26 protein-coding genes and 1 tRNA gene are annotated in these 21,064 nt (G+C 39.0%); 8 read left to right on the top strand and 19 right to left on the bottom strand.

Features of this window, described 5'->3' with window-relative positions; translation table 11 throughout:
- Positions 1-36: 36 nt before the first annotated feature.
- A complete protein-coding gene (gene ileS / locus CVT15_RS01845; protein ID WP_103577030.1) occupies positions 37-2,793 on the bottom strand; it encodes an isoleucine--tRNA ligase in 2,757 nt (918 codons plus the stop codon).
- Between the two features lie 95 nt (positions 2,794-2,888).
- Here ileS and CVT15_RS01840 point away from each other — a divergent pair, with 95 nt between their 5' ends.
- Positions 2,889-3,986, top strand: coding sequence for a CinA family protein (locus CVT15_RS01840; RefSeq protein ID WP_103577029.1), 1,098 nt, complete (start codon positions 2,889-2,891; stop codon positions 3,984-3,986).
- 103 nt (positions 3,987-4,089) lie between these two features.
- Here CVT15_RS01840 and CVT15_RS01835 read toward each other — a convergent pair whose 3' ends face one another.
- From CVT15_RS01835 to CVT15_RS01810, 6 genes are all read right to left on the bottom strand, one after another.
- Positions 4,090-4,614 carry a hypothetical protein gene (locus CVT15_RS01835; protein WP_103577028.1) on the bottom strand — a complete coding sequence of 175 codons (525 nt, stop codon included), beginning with the start codon at positions 4,612-4,614 and terminating at the stop codon, positions 4,090-4,092.
- A 62-nt stretch (positions 4,615-4,676) separates the two neighbouring features.
- A complete protein-coding gene (locus CVT15_RS01830; protein ID WP_103577027.1) occupies positions 4,677-4,940 on the bottom strand; it encodes a hypothetical protein in 264 nt (87 codons plus the stop codon).
- Positions 4,921-5,601: an ABC transporter substrate-binding protein gene (locus CVT15_RS01825; RefSeq protein ID WP_103577026.1), complete on the bottom strand. Its 681-nt coding sequence runs from the start codon at positions 5,599-5,601 to the stop codon at positions 4,921-4,923. Before CVT15_RS01825 ends, CVT15_RS01830 begins: the two co-directional genes overlap by 20 nt.
- Positions 5,602-5,667: 66 nt before the next feature.
- Positions 5,668-6,522: a TPM domain-containing protein gene (locus CVT15_RS01820; protein WP_159070247.1), complete on the bottom strand. Its 855-nt coding sequence runs from the start codon at positions 6,520-6,522 to the stop codon at positions 5,668-5,670.
- Positions 6,522-7,115, bottom strand: a complete 594-nt coding sequence (locus CVT15_RS01815) for a LemA family protein (RefSeq protein ID WP_054196173.1) — start codon at positions 7,113-7,115, stop codon at positions 6,522-6,524. Before CVT15_RS01815 ends, CVT15_RS01820 begins: the two co-directional genes overlap by 1 nt.
- A gap of 100 nt (positions 7,116-7,215) precedes the next feature.
- On the bottom strand, positions 7,216-7,404 hold the full coding sequence (locus CVT15_RS01810; RefSeq protein ID WP_087585479.1) for a hypothetical protein: 189 nt from the start codon (positions 7,402-7,404) through the stop codon (positions 7,216-7,218).
- Positions 7,405-7,494: 90 nt separating this feature from the next.
- Between CVT15_RS01810 and CVT15_RS01805 the strand changes: the two genes are divergently transcribed.
- The 3 genes from CVT15_RS01805 to CVT15_RS01795 all read left to right on the top strand — a co-directional run bounded on the left by CVT15_RS01805 (position 7,495) and on the right by CVT15_RS01795 (position 8,458).
- The gene (locus CVT15_RS01805; protein WP_141083202.1) at positions 7,495-7,713 is read left to right on the top strand and encodes a S24 family peptidase; all 219 of its coding nucleotides are present in this window, start codon (positions 7,495-7,497) and stop codon (positions 7,711-7,713) included.
- Positions 7,714-8,096: 383 nt separating this feature from the next.
- Complete coding sequence (locus CVT15_RS01800) at positions 8,097-8,279, top strand: hypothetical protein (RefSeq protein ID WP_196373524.1); 183 nt, start codon at positions 8,097-8,099, stop codon at positions 8,277-8,279.
- The gene (locus tag CVT15_RS01795; protein ID WP_107898327.1) at positions 8,276-8,458 is read left to right on the top strand and encodes a hypothetical protein; all 183 of its coding nucleotides are present in this window, start codon (positions 8,276-8,278) and stop codon (positions 8,456-8,458) included. Before CVT15_RS01800 ends, CVT15_RS01795 begins: the two co-directional genes overlap by 4 nt.
- On the opposite strand, the gene CVT15_RS01790 is transcribed toward CVT15_RS01795, so the two are convergent.
- The 12 genes from CVT15_RS01790 to CVT15_RS01740 all read right to left on the bottom strand — a co-directional run bounded on the left by CVT15_RS01790 (position 8,432) and on the right by CVT15_RS01740 (position 17,223).
- Positions 8,432-9,622, bottom strand: a complete 1,191-nt coding sequence (locus CVT15_RS01790) for a tyrosine-type recombinase/integrase (protein WP_107898328.1) — start codon at positions 9,620-9,622, stop codon at positions 8,432-8,434. The genes CVT15_RS01795 and CVT15_RS01790 overlap by 27 nt on opposite strands.
- A gap of 209 nt (positions 9,623-9,831) precedes the next feature.
- A tRNA-Ser gene (locus tag CVT15_RS01785) sits at positions 9,832-9,922 on the bottom strand.
- A gap of 100 nt (positions 9,923-10,022) precedes the next feature.
- Positions 10,023-10,148, bottom strand: coding sequence for a hypothetical protein (locus CVT15_RS10145; RefSeq protein ID WP_269059540.1), 126 nt, complete (start codon positions 10,146-10,148; stop codon positions 10,023-10,025).
- Positions 10,149-10,212: 64 nt separating this feature from the next.
- Entirely contained in the window at positions 10,213-10,893 is a 681-nt protein-coding gene (gene pyrF, locus CVT15_RS01780; RefSeq protein WP_103576415.1) for an orotidine-5'-phosphate decarboxylase, read from the bottom strand.
- Positions 10,890-11,285, bottom strand: coding sequence for a transcription antitermination factor NusB (gene nusB, locus CVT15_RS01775; RefSeq protein WP_103576414.1), 396 nt, complete (start codon positions 11,283-11,285; stop codon positions 10,890-10,892). The genes pyrF and nusB overlap by 4 nt, the downstream gene beginning before the upstream one ends.
- Before the next feature lies 1 nt (position 11,286).
- On the bottom strand, positions 11,287-11,757 hold the full coding sequence (gene ribH / locus CVT15_RS01770) for a 6,7-dimethyl-8-ribityllumazine synthase (RefSeq protein ID WP_103576413.1): 471 nt from the start codon (positions 11,755-11,757) through the stop codon (positions 11,287-11,289).
- 120 nt (positions 11,758-11,877) lie between these two features.
- The gene (locus CVT15_RS01765) at positions 11,878-13,008 is read right to left on the bottom strand and encodes a restriction endonuclease subunit S (RefSeq protein ID WP_107898087.1); all 1,131 of its coding nucleotides are present in this window, start codon (positions 13,006-13,008) and stop codon (positions 11,878-11,880) included.
- Between the two features lies 1 nt (position 13,009).
- Positions 13,010-14,800, bottom strand: a complete 1,791-nt coding sequence (locus tag CVT15_RS01760) for an HsdM family class I SAM-dependent methyltransferase (RefSeq protein ID WP_103577022.1) — start codon at positions 14,798-14,800, stop codon at positions 13,010-13,012.
- A gap of 76 nt (positions 14,801-14,876) precedes the next feature.
- Positions 14,877-15,200 (bottom strand): DMT family transporter, encoded by a 324-nt coding sequence (locus CVT15_RS01755; RefSeq protein WP_103577021.1) that lies wholly within the window; start codon positions 15,198-15,200, stop codon positions 14,877-14,879.
- Positions 15,197-15,526: a DMT family transporter gene (locus CVT15_RS01750; protein ID WP_103577020.1), complete on the bottom strand. Its 330-nt coding sequence runs from the start codon at positions 15,524-15,526 to the stop codon at positions 15,197-15,199. The genes CVT15_RS01755 and CVT15_RS01750 overlap by 4 nt, the downstream gene beginning before the upstream one ends.
- Entirely contained in the window at positions 15,516-16,322 is an 807-nt protein-coding gene (gene kdsA / locus CVT15_RS01745) for a 3-deoxy-8-phosphooctulonate synthase (RefSeq protein ID WP_103577019.1), read from the bottom strand. Before kdsA ends, CVT15_RS01750 begins: the two co-directional genes overlap by 11 nt.
- A gap of 10 nt (positions 16,323-16,332) precedes the next feature.
- A complete protein-coding gene (locus tag CVT15_RS01740; RefSeq protein WP_072593874.1) occupies positions 16,333-17,223 on the bottom strand; it encodes a DMT family transporter in 891 nt (296 codons plus the stop codon).
- Positions 17,224-17,374: 151 nt separating this feature from the next.
- Here CVT15_RS01740 and der point away from each other — a divergent pair, with 151 nt between their 5' ends.
- The 4 genes from der to CVT15_RS01720 all read left to right on the top strand — a co-directional run bounded on the left by der (position 17,375) and on the right by CVT15_RS01720 (position 21,055).
- Positions 17,375-18,763 (top strand): ribosome biogenesis GTPase Der, encoded by a 1,389-nt coding sequence (der, locus tag CVT15_RS01735; protein WP_103577018.1) that lies wholly within the window; start codon positions 17,375-17,377, stop codon positions 18,761-18,763.
- The gene (locus CVT15_RS01730) at positions 18,744-19,265 is read left to right on the top strand and encodes a shikimate kinase (protein ID WP_103577017.1); all 522 of its coding nucleotides are present in this window, start codon (positions 18,744-18,746) and stop codon (positions 19,263-19,265) included. The genes der and CVT15_RS01730 overlap by 20 nt, the downstream gene beginning before the upstream one ends.
- A 374-nt stretch (positions 19,266-19,639) precedes the next feature.
- A complete protein-coding gene (trpS, locus tag CVT15_RS01725) occupies positions 19,640-20,602 on the top strand; it encodes a tryptophan--tRNA ligase (RefSeq protein WP_103577016.1) in 963 nt (320 codons plus the stop codon).
- A gap of 12 nt (positions 20,603-20,614) precedes the next feature.
- Positions 20,615-21,055, top strand: a complete 441-nt coding sequence (locus CVT15_RS01720; protein ID WP_103577015.1) for a copper resistance protein CopD — start codon at positions 20,615-20,617, stop codon at positions 21,053-21,055.
- Positions 21,056-21,064: the final 9 nt, after the last annotated feature.

Raw genomic sequence — 21,064 nt, 5'->3', positions numbered from 1 at the left:
GCGATCGTTGCGACTATGATAGTTGCGCTTACTGGCTCACTTAGCACTTATGACCTCTTCACATCTTGGGCATAGCGCATCTTCTTTGCTAGCGTTAAATTTCCAGCATCTTGGGCATTTGTGAAGGTTGCTTGCTATGATCTTAAATTTATCATTCTCAAGCTCAAACTCGGCTAATGGCTCGCTATCATCGTAAGGTCTAACTGAGCTTACCATGTAAAGATCTGCCACTTCTCGCTCGTCGTAGCTTGTGATGTTGTGGCTTGTGGTCTCTAGGCTTAGCTCTAGGGTTGACTTTATCTTTTTATCCTTTTTAAGAACATCCACGATCTCGTTAAATTTCTCCCTGCTGGCAAAAAGTAGCTCATTTTCAAAGCTAAGATCAAATTTGATCGGCTCATAAACTAGATCAAATGCGTCTTTTGCATCGCCTTTGATGATCTTTGGAGCATAGTCCATCACCTCATCAACGGTGTAAGTAAGCGTTGGAGCGATGAGTGGAAGTAGTGTTTTTGTGATGATCGCCATTGCGCTTTGGGCTGATCTTCTTCTTGGGGCGTCTTTTGCGTCGCAGTAGAGTCTATCTTTGCAAACGTCAAGATATACGCCGCTAAGATCGGCTGATAGGAAATTTAAAAGGATGTTAAAGCCCTTTGAAAAGTCGTAGTTTTTAAAGCAAGCGCTCGCCTCATCAAAGACCTTTTTAGCGCGTGCTAGTATCCATTTATCAAGGATGTTAAACTCTGTATTTAAGCTTTCAAGGTCATTTACGTTTGCTAGCAAGAAGCGTATAGTGTTACGGATTTTGCGGTATTGCTCGCTGATTTGCTTTAATATATCTTCGCTTATTTTTAGATCGCTTGAATAATCGCTCATGCCAACCCAAAGGCGTAAAATTTCCACGCCGTGAGTCTTAGCCACGTCTTGCGGAGCGATGACGTTACCCTTGCTCTTGCTCATTTTCTCGCCCTTAGCATCGACAGTAAAGCCGTGAGTTAATATGCTCTCATAAGGTGCGTGAGAATTTATAGCTGTGCTTACTAGAAGCGAGCTTTGAAACCAGCCGCGGTGCTGGTCTGAGCCCTCAAGATACATGCTTGAAGGGTATTTGCCAGCGTCGTAGTTGTCACTTTGTAAGACCGCATGCCATGTCGAGCCGCTATCAAACCAAACATCAAGGATATCCATCACTTTTTCTAAATTTTCAGCCTTGTATTTTGAGCCTTTTGGCAAAAGCTCGTCTATGCTTAGCGCCCACCACGCATCAGCGCCTTTTTCTTTAAAGATAGCCACGATGTGGTCTAAAATTTCACTATCAAATATAACTTCTTTTGTCGCTTTATCTCTGAAAAACGCGATCGGCACGCCCCAGTCACGCTGACGAGAGATGCACCAGTCTGGGCGATTTTCTATCATCGAGCCTATTCTTTTTATGCCAACGCTTGGATAAAATTTAACCTTTTCAAGCTCTTCTAGCGCTGTTTGTCTAAGCGTTTTGCCACCAAGTTTAGCCTCATCCATAGCTATAAACCACTGCTTTGTGGCTCTATAAATGACAGGCTTGTGCGTTCTCCAGCAAAATGGATAAGAGTGTCTAAATTTAGAGACGCTAAGCAAGCTTTTGCCAAGTAGCTCTAAAATTTTCTCATTTGCTTTAAAGATGTGCATGCCGACAAACTCGTCTACCACGTCGCTTCTAAATAGTCCGTGATGTTTTATGCTCTCATCGTAGCAGCCGCCGTCATCAACTGGCATCAAAATTTCACTAAAGCCATATTTTAAACATACGTAGTAGTCGTCCTCGCCGTGTCCTGGAGCTGTATGAACAAGTCCAGTACCCCCGTCCATCATGACGTGATCGCCTAGTAAAAATCGCGATTTTCTGCCGTTTAGTGGATTTATCGCGTGAGTATTTTCAAGTAGGCTTGATTTAAACTCTTTTTTGATCTCGCCTTTGCTTAGGCCACTTTGCACAACGCTTTCAAGTAGTGGCTTTGCAAAGATCAAATTTTCAGCCGTTAGCACGTAAATTTCATCTGGTTTTAGGCTTATGGCTTGATTTGCTGGAAGTGTCCAAGGCGTGGTCGTCCAGATGACAGCGCTTGCCTCTTTTACGCCAAGCTTCTCAAGTGCGTCTGTGTCAAGGCCAAATGCTACATATATCGAGTAGTCCTCTTTTTCCTCATACTCAACCTCAGCCTCAGCTAGTGCCGATCTAGCCGCCCAGCTCCAGTAAACTGGCTTGCTTCGCTCTACCAAAAGGCCTTTTTTAGCGATCTCGCAAAGCGCTTTGTAGATGTCAGCCTCAAACTCAAATTTCATCGTCATGTATGGATTTTCAAAGTCGCCGATGATGCCAAGGCTTTTAAATTCATTTCGCTGAATGTCTATAAATTCTCTCGCGTGCTGTCTGCAAAGCTCTCTGATCTCGACCTTGCTAAGATCTTTTTTCTTATCGCCAAGCTTTACTTCGACTTGCTGCTCGATCGGCAAGCCATGGCAGTCCCAGCCTGGCACATAGCGGACGTTTTCGCCATAAAAATAGTGCGTTTTTGTGATGATATCTTTTAAAATTTTATTTAACGCGTGGCCGATGTGAAGGTGGCCGTTTGCATACGGAGGGCCGTCGTGGATGTTGAAATTTTTAGCCGCGTTTTGGCGATTTTTCTTCATTTTTTCGTAAACCTTGCGGTCTTCGTACCATGATTTTAGTCTTTGTGGTTCATTTTGTGGGAGATTTCCGCGCATCGGGAAATTTGTCTCTGGGAGTAAAAGCGTCTCTTTGTAGTCCATTTTTTACCTTGATTTTAAAATTTGCTAATTTTACACCTGTGCTGGTTAAATCACACTGAAAAATAGTATAATGAGGCAAAAAAAGGAGCTTAAAAATGAGACAAAGTATCTTAATAATAGGCGAAGATCTTGAGATAAATAGAGAATTTCTAAACTACATTTTTCAAAGTTACGAGGATCATTTTGGCGAGCTTGGAGTGGTTAGTTTTGCTCCAAAAAATAGCAAAGAGCTACCTTTTATAATCGAAAATTTATCAAAAGATTACGACTTTGTAAGCATTTTTGGCTCGGATGAAAATTTTGCTATCGCGGCAAAGATTATAGCGACTCTAACTGGGGGCTCGCTTGAGCTAAAAGATAGCACGACACTTGCACTTAAAGATAGCTTAGACTACTCAAAAAATAGCTTTTTAGTCAAGCTAAATAACGCTCAAATAAATCTCATAAAAGCTAATCCAAATGAAGAACTCGGCGAGTTTTTGATTGATTTTAAGCCTGATTTTAGCTACTTTCATCTAATAGACATTGATACTGACAGCGCCAAGATCCTTATGCTGCCACTTGCTAAAACTTATGAGGTCGATATCACGCTTGCGCAGACCCTGCCAAATTTGATACTAGTAAGGGCAAAAAGTAATAAATTTGGCCAGATCGAGAGCTTTTTACAGGGAGTAAAAACACTATTTTCGCAAAAATTTATCCCGCAAAAAGATGTGATCGCTTTTGTAGCAAAAAGACTCATGCAAAAGGGGCTTAAAATTTCATTTGCCGAGTCTTGCACGGCTGGGCTTGCGGCGGCAAAATTTGCAAGATATGGTGGTATTTCAGCTAGCTTTGACGGCTCCTTGGTAACCTACGCAAACCATATAAAGCACGAGTGGCTAGGCGTTGAGGATGAAATTTTAGATACCTATGGCGCCGTGAGCGAGCCTTGCGTAAAGGCGATGGTAAAAGGTACGCTAAGCACAACAAATGCGGACTTTTCTCTTGCCATTAGCGGTATCGCAGGACCGGGCGGCGGGACAGCTAGTAAGCCAGTTGGCACGGTCTACGTCGCAGCTGGCGATAGAAACGGCAATATCGAGGTTGAGAGACTTCTTTTAAAAGGAGATCGCAACTACATTAGAGAGCAGAGTGTTCTGAGCGCCTATCTATGTCTACTTCGCCTAAAAAGTGAGATATTTTTCGCATAAATTTTGTCTTTTATAAAACCCTTACGCGCAATTTAATGAGTTAAAATAACAAAAACCATCAAAGCCCCGAGCTAGACAAGCCGCTTGGGGGCTGAAAATCAAACTAAGTTTTTATCTTTTTACAAGATAAAACGCTAGCACATAGCCCATATATCAGCACGCAAAGGCTAACACTTAGTCCAAATACGCTAAGAGCCGCGGTCTGGCTAAAAGAAAGAGTAAAAAACGAGATAAAACTCGTGATAAATGAGCAAAATATCCCATAAATTCGCTCTTTTTCACTAAGGCTATCATTTAGCGCAAATATCATGTAATCAATCCCAACAGCACTTGCAAGTATGAGCCCAAAGACGCCAAAGATGCTTAAATTTACGCCAAAAATGGCAAAGATAAAGAGCGTAAGAAGTACACCAAAGATGATGACACCCATCACAAGTGCCGAAATAAGCGCACCAAAGTAAAACCATAGCAGTAAAAACGCGACTACAAGTGCTGCCATTTTTAGCTTCAGAGCAAGCTCTTTTGCCTGAGTTAGACTCTCATTTAGCGAATCAGCAAAATTTAGGCTAAAAGCGTTGTGGCGAGCAAGCACCTCATCACTTGCCAAGCCCTTTACAAAGCCGCTCACTTAAGCTACGCTAGTATTTTCATCAAGGACAAATTTATTAAAATCCTTCATTGATTTTAGAGCTAAAATTTCTTTTTTAAATTTTCGACTCTGACCTTTTCTTTTGAAATGGCTAAAACTGCGATATTTTCTTTATGAGAAAGACAGATTTTACCTCGCATCTTTGCTTTAAATTTTAAGTAGCGAGATATTTTAAATGAGTTTTGTTTTATTAAATTTGGGTATTTTTTTACTCTTCTGCGATCTTTTTTATCTAGCATTTTTGGGCTAAATTTCTCACCACAAAAGCTGATAAAAAGATGAATTTCACCCCTTTTTATAGGCATTTAATCTCTTTTTATAATTTTCATCAAACCCTAAGGCTTTTTCAAACTCGGCAGTAAATGCTCTAAGATGATCATTTTTTTGCTGGTTTTCATCGCCAAATGATCTAATGCGTGGCGTAAAAGTAATCCCATCTTTTCTAAAATCAGCCTCTTTTAGATCAAAGTTTAAATTGCTCATTTTGCTATTTAAGATATGCAAGGCACATTTTCTTGGCCCAAAGATAAAATTTTGCCCGTTTAAGGGCTTTAGGCTTCTTACTAAAATGCCACCATAAAGCAATGGCTCACTTTTAAAAGATATGTCAAAGCCAAAATTATGAAAGTAAATTTCTCCGGCTTCACACTGCCTTTTGTAGGTATTTGCGTCAAAACAAGTATAAATTTCAAGCTCGCTAAATTTATACTCTTTGCCAGAAACAATCAAAACTTTACTTTGCATAAGCTCGCATAAAAAACTCTGAAATTTATCGTCAAAAAACTCTTTAAAGCAAGCAGTCCCAACTATCTCTTGCTTTATATTTTTATCTAAATTTTTAAAGTTATTTTGTTTAAGCAGATCAAATTTTTCTTTATCAAAATGACTTTGCTCCAAAAATTTACTAAGCACTGCCACCAGATCAAATTTAGCAAAATGGCTTTTAAGTAGCTCGCCAGCTAGCATCTTTGCTCCTAAGTTTTTATATATTTTAAAGGGTTTGAGCTTTACAAGCTAATCTTTGATGAAATTTTACCAACTGCCACTTGCTCCACCTCCGCCAAAACAGCCTCCGCCGCCACTAAAGCCACCACCTCTTGAACTGCTTGAATGGCCACTGCCACTGCTATTTGAGTCTGATCTATCACGCCCGAAATCACTATGTGTATTTTTGCTTTGAGTATTTCTTTTAAAAGCATTTTTTAAAATAATAAAAAATATTACAAACACAATGGCAAAGACAATGAAGTAATTTTGCACGCCAAAAAATTGCTCAAATACCGTAGATATCAGTCCTGCAAAACACGCACTAAAGCCAACTCGCATAAAAAATTTACCTAAAAAGCCAGAGACAAAACACGAGATCATGCCAGCAAAAAAGGCAACTATTCCAAACGGTATCTCTTCATCATCACTCGCACTTTCAAATTCTTCACCACTAGCTACCTTTATGATGGCTCTTATGCCATCTATCACGCCACCGCCCATATCGCCTTGCTTAAATTTAGGCACTATCACATCATTTATGATCTGGCTTGATATAGCGTCAGTTAGCACACCTTCGAGTCCATAACCAACTTCTATACGTATTTTTCTCTCGTTTGGAGCGATTATTAAAAGCACTCCATTACTACTTTGTTTTTGTCCCAGCTTGTAGCCTCTAGCTATCTCAAGAGAGATCTCTTCTATGCTTTTATTTTCTAGTGATTTAAGAGTCACGATAGCAATTTGCGTCGTACTATTTTGCTCGTAATTTTGCACCAAACTTAAAAGCTCAGCCTTCTCATTTTTAGAGAAAATTTGAGCCTCATCATTTATCTGCTCGTTAAAATTTATGGCAAAACAAAAGCAAAATGTAAAAAACAAAAGAGCAAAAATTTTCTTCATCATTTCTCAAATGAAACTTTTGGATTTATCTTCTCTTCGTTACTTATTTCAAGATTTTGTTTTGGCTTTAGCTCAGGATAAAAAGCACTTGCTATAAATTTATTTGGAAAGCTTCTAAGGGCTACGTTATACTCTTTTACAGCTTCGATATAATCATGCATTGCTACACTTATGCGGTTTTGCGTACCTTCAAGCTGACTCTGAAGAGATAAGAAATTTTGATTTGCTTTTAGCTCTGGATAGTTCTCGCTAACTGCCATAAGCCTGCCAAGTGCCAAGCCAAATGAACTTTGTGCTGTCATAAATTCTTTCATCTTAGCTTCATCGCTAAGACCACTTGCATCAACGCTTACTTGCATGCTCTTGCTTCTAGCATTTGCCACATCTTCAAAAATTTTTTGCTCATGAGCTGCGTAGCCTTTTACAGTTTCAACCAAATTTGGTACAAGCTCGGCTCTTCTTTTATATTGATTTAACACCTGCGACCACTTTGCATTTACATTTTCATCAAGTGCAACAAATGAATTTATATACTTAAAAGCACCAAAAGCAAGTGCAGCAATAACTATAATAACGGCTATTAAATTTTTCATATTTTCTCCTTTAAGGAGCAAATATTAGTAAAACAAGACTTAAAAAATAATGTGAGTTTGAGTTTGAAATGAGTGCGAATTTACGCACTCATTTTGGGGATTAAAGATCGGTATGGATTTTGTCGTCTATTTGGATATGGATAGTTTTTCCATTTATTTGATCTATGCTTGAGTAGCCTTTAAATCCAGCAGTATCATATGAATGATCTGCGGCCCATTTATGAACTAGATCAACTTTTGTGATTTTATTGCCATTAGCATCAACATCACCACCTTTTATTTTAAGCACCGTATCAGGATTATCAGTAATATCAAGGATATTTTGTGCATTAAATTTGATCTTTGTTTCTCCTTTAAGCTCAAGGTTTTAACGACTATATTGCGTATACCGGCCAAACAATACGATGTCATAAAAGTGCTTGGTAACAGTATGGAACCGTTTTTAAAAGACGGCGATATGGTGCTTGTCTTACCTACACACGAGGCCAGTAACGGTGAGATAGTTATAGCAAACCTCGGTGGCGATCTATATGTCAAAAAGTTACTTAAAGGCCCGATAAAAAAGTGTATTCGCTTAACCTCTATGAATGAACTTTAGGAAGACGATGAGCTAGACCAGCTTAGGATTGTAGGCGTCGTTAAAAAAGTTCTTCCATCGGGTTTAATATTAGCATAAAGCCTATTTTACGCTATTTTAAAATATTTTTTGAAGTTTTGAAGTAATTTTGAAGTAGATTGAAGCTTTGACTTTCAAAATGCAAAAAAATGCCTAAATTTTGCATTTCGGGTTCTCATTTTTTACCTTACGTCCACACCTACCCAAACAAAGTTTCTAACGCTATTTGCTTCACATTTTTATCTATTCTCATTTTTTTACCTTTTGCATAAGATTTATCACTAAAGAGCATTACATGGAGTGTCTTGATGATGTTTATGAATTAGAAGTCTTAGGCAATATCTATGAGAATAAGGGGTTACTAAATGAGTAGCCCTGAAAGAGATAAACATTTAGCAGCACTTGCAAACCTAGAAGCGTTTTGTGAGGAGCACAATGAAAAGATGAGCTTAGTTGAGCGAATACAAGCTCTTTTATTTAAATGCGACGTCCGTTTTTTACGGCGCGCTTTGCGAGATTTGAAAGATTATATAAAGGACAAGAAATGAGCGATAAATTTATAACTAAAGATGAAGCCCTAAAAGAGCTAGGCATATCTGCACGATCACTTTATGACAAAGTGAAGCAAGGCGTGATCGTAGCAAATAAGGTCAATTCGCGGGTAATCTACTACTCGCTAAAATCTATCCGTGTCTACAAATCAGGCAAAACCGCCCAAACTATCTAAATAATTACTCCACCACTGCATAAGCTTAGCTCTTGCTTTTAAATTTTTGGCGTGGTTGTATGCGTCTTTAACCTTGTTGTTCTCAACGTGTGCTAGGCAAAGCTCAATAACATCACTATTGCAGCCGTGCTTATCTATGTTTTCGTTGGCGATCGTGCTAAACGTGGCTCTAAAGCCGTGTGGAGTTACCATATCCTTATTAAAACCTAGATTTCTAAGCATTACACGGATAGTGTTGTCACTTAGTGGGGCAATGTTTGATTTTATGGACGGAAAAATTAACTCACTTTTTAAAGGCAAGCGCTCACGATATGTTTTTAATAGGTTGATTACACTTTTACTTAAAAATACTTCGTGGGGCTTTGCCGTTTTCATCTCGTCAGCTGGGATATGCCAAAGGCAATTTTCAAAATCTATCTGCGACCATTTGGCATTTCTGGCATTTTGCCCTCTTACTGCGGTATATAGTTGAAAAACCGCACAAGTTTTTACCCTTATATCCCCAAAATAATCTCTTATCGCCATTAATACGGCTCTTATCTCATCATCGTTTTTTAGGTAGGCAAAATGTTTCACTTCTCTACGCCCCAATAGTGTCTTTTTGTCAATATCCGCTATTATATTGTGATCTACATACTCGTGTAATAGAGCATATTTGAAAAAGCCGCTTAATATACTTAGCACTCTATCGGCTGTTTCTAGCTTTTCGTCCTCGAGCAGGGGGCTAATGGCAGCTATTATGTCTTTTCTGCTTATCTCTTTTATGTCCATCTCGCCAAGTTTTGGTAATAACAACGCTTCAAACCGCCTTTTCATCCAAAACTGCTGCTTTTCACTCAACTTACTTTTTGTTTTATACCACGCTTCAAATACTGCTTTAAATTTTGTTTTTTCTGCTGTTTGCGTTAGGCTCTCGCCTTGATTGAGTTTTAATCTTAGCTCGCTTCTTTTATCTCTTGCCTCGCTTAGGCTCATTTCATCATATTTGCCAAGAGTTAGGCGGTGACGTTTGCCATTTTCTCGAAACTCATATATGAAAAATTTTGTGCCGTTTGGCATTATTTTAATTAGCAGGTTATCGCCGTCGCTGACAAAATATGGCTTCTCTTTGGCTTTTAGATTTTTAAATTGCGTGATCGTGAGTTGGCGTGATAGTTTAGGCATTTATAATCCTTTTTGGCTGACTATTTTTATTTTTTTAGCTACTTTTTTAAAGGCAATCAGCCAAAAGTCAGCTAAAAAGTTATGATAATAATAGTTTGCTATTGTTTGTAATAGTTTGCAATTTTATGGATAAAGACTTTAAAATAAAGTTAAAATCGCAGCTCAATGTTTGCAAAAGTTGATAAAAGTTTGTGATTATTTATAAGTGGTGGCGGACAGAGAGGGATTTGAACCCTCGAGCCCCGATTAAGAGCTGCACCCTTAGCAGGGGTGTGGTTTCAGCCGCTCACCCATCTGTCCATAAAAAAGAAATCGCATTATAATTGAATACTGCTGATATCTTGCTTAAATTTGCATTTCACAATTATAGCACTCAGATAGAGAATCTAAAAATAAAAATTTATAAATTTAGTCCTTCTAAGGCTACCATTTTAGCTTGGTTTTTGTCTAAGCGCGGCGTATTGGCGTAGTAGCAAATCATACGATAAAACATATAAAAACGCTTATCGCTACCGCGACCAAGCACCTATGTGCAACATTTTGTAAAAATTTTTGTATAAAAACTATGATTAAAACAACTTTACATAAGCTCAAATATTAACCAAAATTCGTTCACAAATTTCTCTTGGATTTGCATTTTCATAAATCGGCCTGCCAACAACGATAAAGTCGCTACCTTCTTGCTTTGCGCTCATTAAGTTTGCTACTCTTTTTTGATCTCCAGCGCTCTCGCCAAAAGGCCTAACACCAGGGCAAAGGGTGATAAATTTCTCATTTGTTACATCTTTAATGAGCTTGCTTTCAAAAACAGAACAGACCATTCCATCAAGTCCTGCTTCAAAACTCATCTGGCTAAATTTTCTAACAGCTCTTACGATCGTATCATTATAAACAGCGTCAAACTCGCTCTCACTAAAGCTAGTAAGTGCCGATACTGCAAGTACCAAAGGGCGATTATTAAGACCAGCTAGCCTATCCATAACTGTCTTCATCGCACGCTCGCCAGCACTAGCATGCACATTTATCATATCTACACCGATTTTTGAGACGACTTCAGCCGCATCTGCCATCGTGTTCGGTATGTCATAAAGTTTTAGATCAAGAAAAATTTTAAAACCTTCAATCCCTTTTAGCTCTTCTATAAATTTTGCCCCATCCCTAAGGTAGCTTCTAAGCCCAACTTTTAGCCAAAGATCAAGCCCTTTTAGCTCTCTAGCAAGGGCTAAATTCTCTTCGCGACTAGCCATATCAAGTGCGACACAGAGCCTCACAGATCGCCCTTTAGCTTATCAAGTACACCGTTTATAAATTTTGGTGCCTGATCACTTCCGAGCTCTTTCGCAAGCTCGATCGCTTCGTTTATAATGACAGCTTTATCAGTTTGGCTAAATTTCATCTCATAAAGCCCAAGTCTAAGAATGGCAAGCTCAGTCGCACCAACCTTGTTAAAATCGCCGTCTTTTAGATATGGCTTTAAAATTTCATCTAGTTTTTCTTTGTTTGCGAGCACCTCTTTAAAAGTCTGCTGCGCCTCATGTTTGCGCTCGTTTCTTATCTTTTTCTCTTCTAGAAATTCCTCTTCAAATGCAGCAGTTACCGGATTTATCTCGTTTGAGTATAGTAACGAAACGACAGCCTGCCTAACCTGATGACGAGTCGCCATTTTACGCCTCCAAATTTTTATATAAGCTTAGCATCTCGATCACGCCCGTCATCGCCTCAAAGCCCTTGTTCCCAGCCTTTGAGCCCGCTCGCTCGATGGCTTGCTCGATGCTATCTACCGTTAGTACGCCAAATGTCACCGGTTTACCGTATTTTAGCGTGACATTTGCGATGCCTTTGGTGGTCTCGGCGCTCACGTAGTCAAAGTGTGGAGTTGAACCTCTTATCACCGCTCCCACGCAGCAAACCGCGTCAAATTTACCGCTGGCTAGCGCCTTTTCTAGCGCCATCGGTATCTCAAACGCGCCCGGCACCAAAATGAGGCTCAAATTCGCCTCATCCCCGCCGTGACGCAAAAACGCGTCCCTCGCGCCCTCGACCAGCCTATCGGTGATGATGTGGTTAAATCTCGCGCCCACTATAGCGATCTTCTCGCCGCCTTTTAAAGCCAAATTTCCTTCGATTATTTTCATTAATTTCTCCTCATAATTTTTAGGATTTTATCTAAAAACTTAATAAATTTAAAGAATTTACAAGATTGACCCATTTCTTGATAAAAGGCAGTTTTTTATTTTATGAGCACCAGATTAAAACTAATCTTTACTATAAGTTAAATTTTTATAGTAGTCTATTAACTTTTGCGCACTATTCCGTTCTATATCTTTTATAAAATTTTCCATTAAAGAAAAATTCGGCTTATCAAATTCATTCAATGGAAGCTGGATATTTTCAGCTTTTAAGGCCGTTTGGGAGCACATTTTATTAAAAGAATATCTATTTTCCAGTGTTTTGTTCAAAATAGCGGCTATAAAAAATCCTACATAAATATTTAGCTTAAATTTTGGCTCTAAAATATTCACCCGTCCATGAGATACCGCATAAAAAGGTTTCGGTTGATAAAAACATTTGCCGAACATATCGATAGTTAAAGAGTTTGATCCAAATTTTTCACTAAATTCATCACAATCTTGTACATATGCCACGACGCCATTATTAAAATTTCCGGAACTTATTAAAATATTATCACCGACTTCTAACTTTTTAGCTTGCAAATCACCCTTGGCAAGTAATATTTTAAATAAATCTACAAGTCTAAATTCACCCCATTCCACGCCCAATTTACCAAAAAGGCTCGCAGCTATTTGCATAATAGCCTCTTTGATAAAGTTTGAAATACTAGAATCCTTGCTAAAAATAAGATTAAAATCGCCGCGCGATTCTCTCTCTCGAAGGGTAAGCACGCTATGATATAAAATCAACTTTTGCATTTTAGCTTCTATGCTTGTTATGTAATTTTCCATAAAGTAAAAATCTATTTCTTTGTTTTTAATTACTGGCAAAGGTATTTCAAAATCATAAGTCTGAGAGGCTCTTAATTTATTTCCAAAATCAAATTTGCTCGACAATGACTTGCCTATAACGGCACAAATATACATCATTGCTTTACTATTTATCTCTTTATCACTCCAAAAAACGCCAACATCGTCACCTGCTGCAAATTCGTAACTTCTATAAAAACAATTTCCGAAAATATCTATTGTTATGGAATTGGTCGGAAAACGTCTAGCTTCCGAATTCGAAATATAATCGCAAATTCCGCTATTTACATATCCCGCCATTACAAACGGAGTATTGCCGATTATATGATCGGATATTTTTAGTCTTTTACCTTGCATAATATGCTCAAATATTTCTTTAAATTTAAAATTCTCAAATTTTTGCACTTTAAACCTTAATCTTTATCTCATCATCATCTAAATTTATATCGCTTCCAAATAAAACACTCTCTAAAATCGTTTTTTCAAATTCTTTTTTATCTATGCCGTTTTCAAAAAGCAAATAATCAAGTACGACTTTTTTAAAATCTTGCTCGGTTATCTCAAATTTAGGCTCGGGCATTTTGTATTGCAAGCTTTCATTCGGTTTTATCCATTGGCAACTTTCGTCGCCACTTTGTTTGTATATTACATCAACCCAAAAATCTTCAAGCTCTTGCCATTTGCCCTTTAAATCGTGGCGTCCTTGATTTTTAACGGTTTCTAGTCCGTCTTCTTTTATATAGCATCCGAAAATTTCCTTACTTCCCTGCGGCTCGTGTGCTTTAAAAATAAAAATAGATGTTTCGTTTGCACCTTTCATTCGAGCAAAAACTTCTTTGGGAAGTTTAATAATTTTTAAAAGAGAGTGCTTTTTAAGCCATTTTAAAACTTGTTTTTTGCCTACTTCAAGTTTATTGCTCGGTAGTAAAAATGCACAAGTCGCACCGCTTTCCACATTATCAAGTACGTTTTTTACTATCGTCAGACAACCGAATTTGTTCTCATACGGCGGATTCATCAAAACTTTTGTGATATTTTTACTCTTTATCCACTCGCAAGCCGCTTCGCTTCTTGCATCGTCGTGAGTTAGATTTGTCTTGCCGTCTTTATGAATTAGCATATTAGCGCAAGCCAAGGCAAATAACTCTTTATCGAATTCAATCCCGAAAAGCCTTTCGTTTTGGATCCGCTTTACGGCATTTTCGTTAAAATTTCCGCCGACTTCGTTTATCATGTTATTCATGGCCTTTACTAAAAATGCACCACTCCCGCAACACGCGTCAAGAATGTTATCCTTATGATTTACGTTAGCGATACGGTACATAAGGCTCGTAATATGATCGGGCGTAAAAACCTGTCCTGCTTCACTTTTGCCTTTATAGCGGGTAAATTCATTAAAGAAAATTCCCATCACGTCTTCGCCGTTCCAGCTTTCAGCCTTTATGTAGTCCGAAATCGCCACGACATCATCGATAAAGCTATCAATAGCCTTTTGATTTTTCGTATAGTTAAAGCTGATTAGATTAAACTGCTCTTTTATGATATCTAATTTTAAATTTAAGGCTTTTTGTTCGCTGTACGAATTTTCAAGCGTTGAAATAATAATGCTTTGTAAAGTCGCAAAATCTCTGCCTTTTAAGCCTTTTAAATTAGCGCCTTTTCTATCTGCCACCAAAGCGCAAGCGGTAAAAATCATCCGATGTTTTAGATTGTTTATGCCGAAATTTACATGAAGATTATCATTTATCGACTTGGTACAAGAATAAATTTTAGGTTTATCTATACTACTTTGAGTAAAAAGCTTCAGATAATAATCTTTGCTAAAAAGCTCATTATCCTCACGGTAAAATTTGTCGTTTTTATAAATTATCGCTTCATTACCGTTATATAAAATCCCGACGACTTGGTTGTATTTAGTTTGAGCGATTTCTATATATTCTTGAAGTTGCGGCAAATTTGAGCTTAAATTTGAATTGGGTTCATAGGCCTTGGTTTCTAAAATAATGGCAGTATCGTTTTCGTTGTGCGGAAAATACCAACCGTCAGGCTTTTTTAAAATACCGTCAAAGCCTAGCTCGTTAAACGTAGTAATTTGTCCAGTACCACTCTTGGCGTTTTTATCGTCTTGAAAGTTTAGTAGATTTGCCGCATATTGTCTTATGGTGTCTTCACTAACTCTTTGCGTTCCAAATTGCATTGTCTTCCTATTTTGCAGTTTTTAGTCTATATTTAATCGCACATTTTGTGTCATTTAAATTTATCATTTCTAACCCTTAGATTATTTTTAACATTATCGCGCTTAACGTTATTAGCGATAGATAAAACGCCTTTTGCGCGCTCATTTTTTCTTTATCAAACACTATCCCGACGCTCACGGCTCCGACCGCTCCCATGCCCGTCCAGATCGCGTACGCCACCGACATTGGCATCGCCTGCATCGCGTAGCTAAGAAGCCAAAGCGAAAGGGCGAAATTTGCGACCAAAATCAAAAAATTCGCCGCCTTTTTCACGCCGAAGCTTTTTTGAAATTTGGTTAGAAAAAATACGCCCGAGACCTCGCAGCACCCGGCCGCCAAAAGAGCTAAAATATGCGTCAAGATTTTAGCCTTTTTAGCCCCAGCACTCCCGCGATCAGCGTCGCTATGAAAAATAGCCGCAAAGCATCTGGTATCTGGCCGCTTGAGCTGTATTCGCTAACGCTTTCGGCGACCACGATAAAAAATGCTCCAAATCCCACAAATACGGTATATGCAACGCTAACGGGCAAGTATTTCATAGCCTTCATAAACGATACGAAGCTAACGCAGACTAACGCGGCGGTAAGCGCGAATGCTACGGCGTTTTGGGCGTGTTTTAGCCCGTACGCCCAGCCACACTCAGCCACCGCGCCGCCTAGCACCCACAAAAAGCCCTTAGTTTGCATCGCCTAGGGCGTCTTTTATCTTAAAAATTTGAGCGATATTTGCGTTTAGCTCGTCTAAATTTAGCATATTCGGCCCGTCGCAAAGCGCCTCGCAAGGGTTTACGTGCGTCTCATAAAAAAATCCGTCTACGCCCGCAGCTGCCGCAGCACGCGCCAAATACGGCACAAATTTCGCGTCCCCGCCGCTTTTTTCGCCAAGAGCACTTGGCATCTGCACGCTGTGAGTAGCGTCGAAAATCACCGGCGCAAATTCTCTCATCAGCACCAAATTTCGCATATCTACGACTAAATTTCCGTAGCCAAAGGTACTTCCACGCTCCGTTAGCCACACGCCGTTTTGTTTAGCAATCTCGTATCCGTCGCCCTTTACGCCGCGCGTTTCTAGCACTTTTTTAACAGAGTGCCTCATCGCAGACGCCGCTAAAAACTGCCCTTTTTTGATATTTACGACCGCTTTTGTCTTAGCCGCGGCCACGAGCAGATCAGTCTGGCGGCATAAAAATGCAGGTATTTGCAGTACGTCGGCTACTTCGCCTACGGGTGCGGCCTGATAACTCTCGTGGATATCGGTTAAAATTTTAAAACCGAATTCCTTTTTTACCTTGGCTAAAATTTCGCACCCTTTTTCAAGTCCGGGCCCGCGAAACGAGCTTATACTCGTGCGATTTGCCTTGTCAAAGCTTGATTTGAAATAAAAATCTATCCGCTTATCTTCGTTAAATTTAACTAGCCTTTTTGCCACGTCGAAAACGAGCTGTTCGCTCTCGATGACGCAAGGCCCTGCTATTAGTATCATTTTTTCTCCTTTATTTTTCTTTCACAACTAAAATTCCACTCACTATTACTAGTAAGATGCCTAAAAGTGCCGTTTGATTTGGCAATACATCACCCATAAAATAGCCAATTATAAGCGTAAAAATAACGTCTGCATAGCTAACCGCAGCGATCACTCCAGCCTTTTTGCCAACCGCAAACGCCTTTGTCATGTACGACTGAAAAAAATATCCACTAAGCCCCATTAGCAAGATAAAAACAACGTTATACCAGCTTGGCATGCTAAATTTTGAAAACAAAAAATCAAGTGGCTCGTAGGTGAAAAATTCTGCCAGACCCATGCAAATAAGCGGCAAAAATGAGCCCCAAAGCATGAAACTTAGTACGATAACATTCGTGCCGTAACTCTTGTTTAGCTCCTTTACACTCGTATATGCGATCGCCGCACCAAGGCCACTCCAAACGCCGATAATATCAGTCTTGCTTATGCCTAAATTTGGCTGTATAACAAGCAAAATTCCGCCAAATCCCAAAAATACAGCAAACCAGCCAAGTGAGCTTAGACGCTCTTTGAAAATAAAAGCTGCAAGGATAGCCGTAAAGATTGGATTTGTCTTTTGAAATGTAAAAGCTGTGGCCAAATTTACATGAGCGACATTGTAAAAAAAAGCAAAAAGTGCCACCGTGCCGACAAAACCACGAAACATCAGTAAGAAAAAATGTCCGCCAGCTTGCTTAAATGGAAATCTATAAATGGCATAAATAACGATAAAAAGGCCTATCAAATTTCTAAAAAAAACTACTTCGATCGAAGGCATATCTTTGCTAAGATATTTTGCAAATGCACCAGTTACAGCAAACATAAAGCAAGCAAATAGCATGTAAAAGATGCCAAGATGTGAAATATAAAACCTTTTTAACATCAAAAAACCTTTATTTTTAAAGCAAGCATTTTAATAAAAAATGGCTTAAATTTCAGTTTCTTTTTCTTTTATTTTAGTGCTTTTAAGCAAATTTTTATACTTTATATAAGTCAAAAATTTGTATAATCAGCCATCACGAAAAGGACAAAATTTGCAAAAAGTAATATTAGTAGGCAAGCCAAATGTCGGCAAAAGCTCACTTTTTAACCGCTTAGCTGGTCGTCGTATCGCCATAACAAGCGATGTTAGCGGAACGACAAGAGATACGAACAAAGCCAAGATTGAAGTTGAGGGCAAAGAGTGCATTTTAATCGACAGTGGCGGTCTTGATGATAGTAGCGAGCTTTTTAAAAATGTAAAAGCAAAGACCTTGGCAGAGGCTAGAAATTCAGACGTCATCTTATACATGGTCGATGGCAAAATGATGCCAGATGACGAGGATAGAGCTATTTTTTACGAGCTTAGCAAGCTAAATTTACCAATCGCACTTATCATTAATAAAATAGACAGCAAAAAAGATGAGCAAAGAGAGTGGGAATTTGTAAGCTTTGGTGCAAAAAATGCATTTGGAATTTCCGTAAGTCACAACACAGGCATAGATGAGCTTAGTATGTGGCTAGCAAAGCACATAGAAGATAAAGCGCAGATAAAGGCTGATACAAGCGAAGATTTTGATGATTTTTTAGAAAACTACAACGACGAGGGCGAGCTAAGCGACGAGATAGACTATGAGAGCAAAAACATAAGAGTTGGCATAATAGGTCGCGTAAATGTCGGCAAAAGCTCACTTCTAAACGCGCTTGTAAAAGAGAGTCGCGCCGTCGTTAGCGACGTGGCAGGCACTACGATCGACCCAGTTAATGAAATTTACGAGCATGATGGCAGAGTTTTTGAGTTTGTCGATACTGCTGGTATTAGAAAGCGTGGCAAGATCGAGGGCATCGAGAGATACGCGTTAAATAGAACTGAGAAAATTTTAGAAGAGACGGACGTAGCGCTACTAGTGCTTGATAGCTCTGAGCCATTAACTGAGCTTGACGAGCGTATCGCTGGCATCGCCTCTAAATTTGAGCTCGGCGTCATCATCGTGCTAAACAAATGGGATAAAAGTAGCGAAGAATTTGACGAACTCTGTAAAGAGATAAAGGATAGGTTTAAGTTTCTAGCATACGCACCGATCATCAGCGTTTCGGCACTTGGTGGTAAAAGAGTGCATAAAATTTACCCACTCATAGTTGAAATTTATAAAAACTACACTCAAAAAATCCAAACTTCAAAGCTAAATGAAGTGATCGGCGAAGCGACCAAAGCGCACCCGCTGCCACGAGATAAAGGCAGGGTCGTGAAAATCTACTACGCAGTACAGTTTAAGACTGCACCCATCATGATAGCGCTCATAATGAACCGCCCAAAATGCCTGCACTTTAGCTACAAACGCTATTTAACAAATAAGCTTAGAGAGAGCTTTAATCTAACTGGCGTACCTATCGTGCTAATCCCTAAAAAACGTGGAGAGAGTGATGAAAACAAAGAACAATAATATCGTTTTGATAGGATTTATGGGCGTTGGCAAAGGCACGACCGCAAGGGCGCTAAGCAAAGCTTTAAAGACGATGAATCTTGACTGCGACGACCTACTAGAGAGCTCTCAAAATATGAAGATAAAAGCTATTTTTGAAGAGTATGGGGAGGAGTATTTTAGGCAGCTTGAAAAGGATCTGGCTAAATTTCTAGCAACAAATGTCAAAAATGCAATCATCTCAACTGGCGGAGGCTTTGCGAAGGTTAAAAATTTAAAGAAAATTGGCACCGTGATCTATCTAAAAGCTAGTTTTGATGCGATCATGCAAAGGCTAAAAAATAGCAAAAATAGCGAGAAAAAACTTGCCAAACGTCCACTTTTAAGTGATCTAAAAAGAGCCGAGGCACTTCATCTGGAGCGAGAGGAGCTTTATGAGAAAAAGGCTGATTACATCGTCGAAGTCGAGGGTAAAACTCCAAAGCAAATCGTAAAAGAGATAAGGATGCTTTTAAAAATTTAGTTGTAAAGTGGCAAGGGCTACTTGCAACGATAAATTTTAAGATCAGGCTAGATGCCAAAAAAGTCTAACCTGATGTTAAAAATTTAGACGTTTTAGCAAAGAATTTTTGTTTAGGCGAGGCAAAATTTTGTTCTTAATCAAAGGCTAGACGCATGGTCTACCAGTTAAATTTTAAGATTAGATTAGATTAGATACAAAAACTCTAATGTAACGTTAAAATTTAAAAAGTATTTTTGGCGAAGTATCGCGAGATGATTTTGATAGTTGTGTAGAAATTTTAAGCCGAGGCTAGACACATAGTCTGCCGAAAGCTTAAGATTTAAAATCTCTATCAAAAGCGCTCACGAGAAAAAGCCAAAATTTGAAAGGATAAGATGAGAGTATTAACCGGCCTCCAACCCTCCGGCAAACTACACCTTGGCAACTATTTTGCCTCGATAAAGCAGATGGTTGATATGCAAGAGCAAAATGAGATGTTTATGTTTATAGCGAACTACCACGCGATGACGAGCCTTAGTGAGGCCAAAGCCCTAAAACAAAACACTTTTGAGGCTGCATGTGCGTTTTTGGCACTTGGGATCGATCCAAATAAAAGCATATTTTGGGTGCAAAGTGACGTTAAAGACGTTCTTGAGCTTTACTGGGTGCTAAGCCAGCATACGCCTATGGGCCTACTTGAGCGCGCGCATAGTTACAAAGATAAAGTCGCAAAAGGTCTTAGTTCGCACCACGGACTCTTTAGCTATCCAGTTTTGATGGCAGCTGACATTTTGCTTTATAATGCACAGGTCGTACCCGTGGGCAAAGACCAGATCCAGCATGTAGAAATCGCACGTGATATCGCGATAAAATTTAACAACGAGCATGGAGAAATTTTTACATTGCCTGAGGCGAAGATCGATGAAAATGTCGCCACCGTGCCTGGCACAAATGGCGAAAAGATGAGTAAAAGCTACGGCAATACAATCGACATCTTTGCTGATGCTAAAACGCTTAAAAAGCAAATTTCTAGCATCGTGACAGATGGCACGCCGCTTGAAGAGCCAAAGCAGTGGCAAAACTGCAACGTCTATAATATCGCCAAACTTTTCTTAGACGAGAGTGGGCAAAAAGAGCTTCAAGCTAGATATGAGCGTGGTGGCGAGGGACATGGGCACTTTAAAGCTTATCTAAATGAGCTTATTTGGGACTATTTTAAAGATGCGAGAGAGAAATTTGAGCATTATCAAAATAATCCTGACGAAGTGTCTGGAATTTTAGAAATAGGAGCCAAAAAGGCAAGTAATGTTGCTCAAACAACAATAAAAAAAGTTCGTGAAACAGTCGGAATTTATTAATAAAGGAAAAATATGCAAAATTTATATCCATACGCACAGATAGTTCATCTTTTTTGTGCAATCATCTTTGTTGGTTACCTCTTTTTTGATGTAATCATTTTTAAGGCAGCTTGTAAAAAAATGCCACCTGAGCTTGCTCAAAAGGCAAAGCAATCTATCGGTTCAGTTGCTATTAAGATAATGCCACTTTGCATCTTGCTTTTGGTATTAACTGGAGGCATGATGATGAGTAACTGGGTCGGATCAAAGGCTGGAGGCTACTTTGAGACAAATTTACAAATCATTTTTATGATCAAATTTTTCTTAGCAATGCTAATCGTAGCTGCGGTTATAACAAATTTAAGCTGCAAATTTATATTTAAACGCCCTAGCCCACTTGGCAACATTCACCCATTTGCGCTAACAGCGGCAGTTTTTATCGTACTTTTTGCAAAAGTTATGTTTATGGTTTAAGGATACGGA

The organism is Campylobacter concisus (genome assembly GCF_003048595.2).
Lineage (GTDB): Bacteria > Campylobacterota > Campylobacteria > Campylobacterales > Campylobacteraceae > Campylobacter_A > Campylobacter_A concisus_L.
The sequence above is the reverse complement of the archived record's forward strand: the minus strand, read 5'-3'. Positions and strand labels throughout refer to the sequence as shown.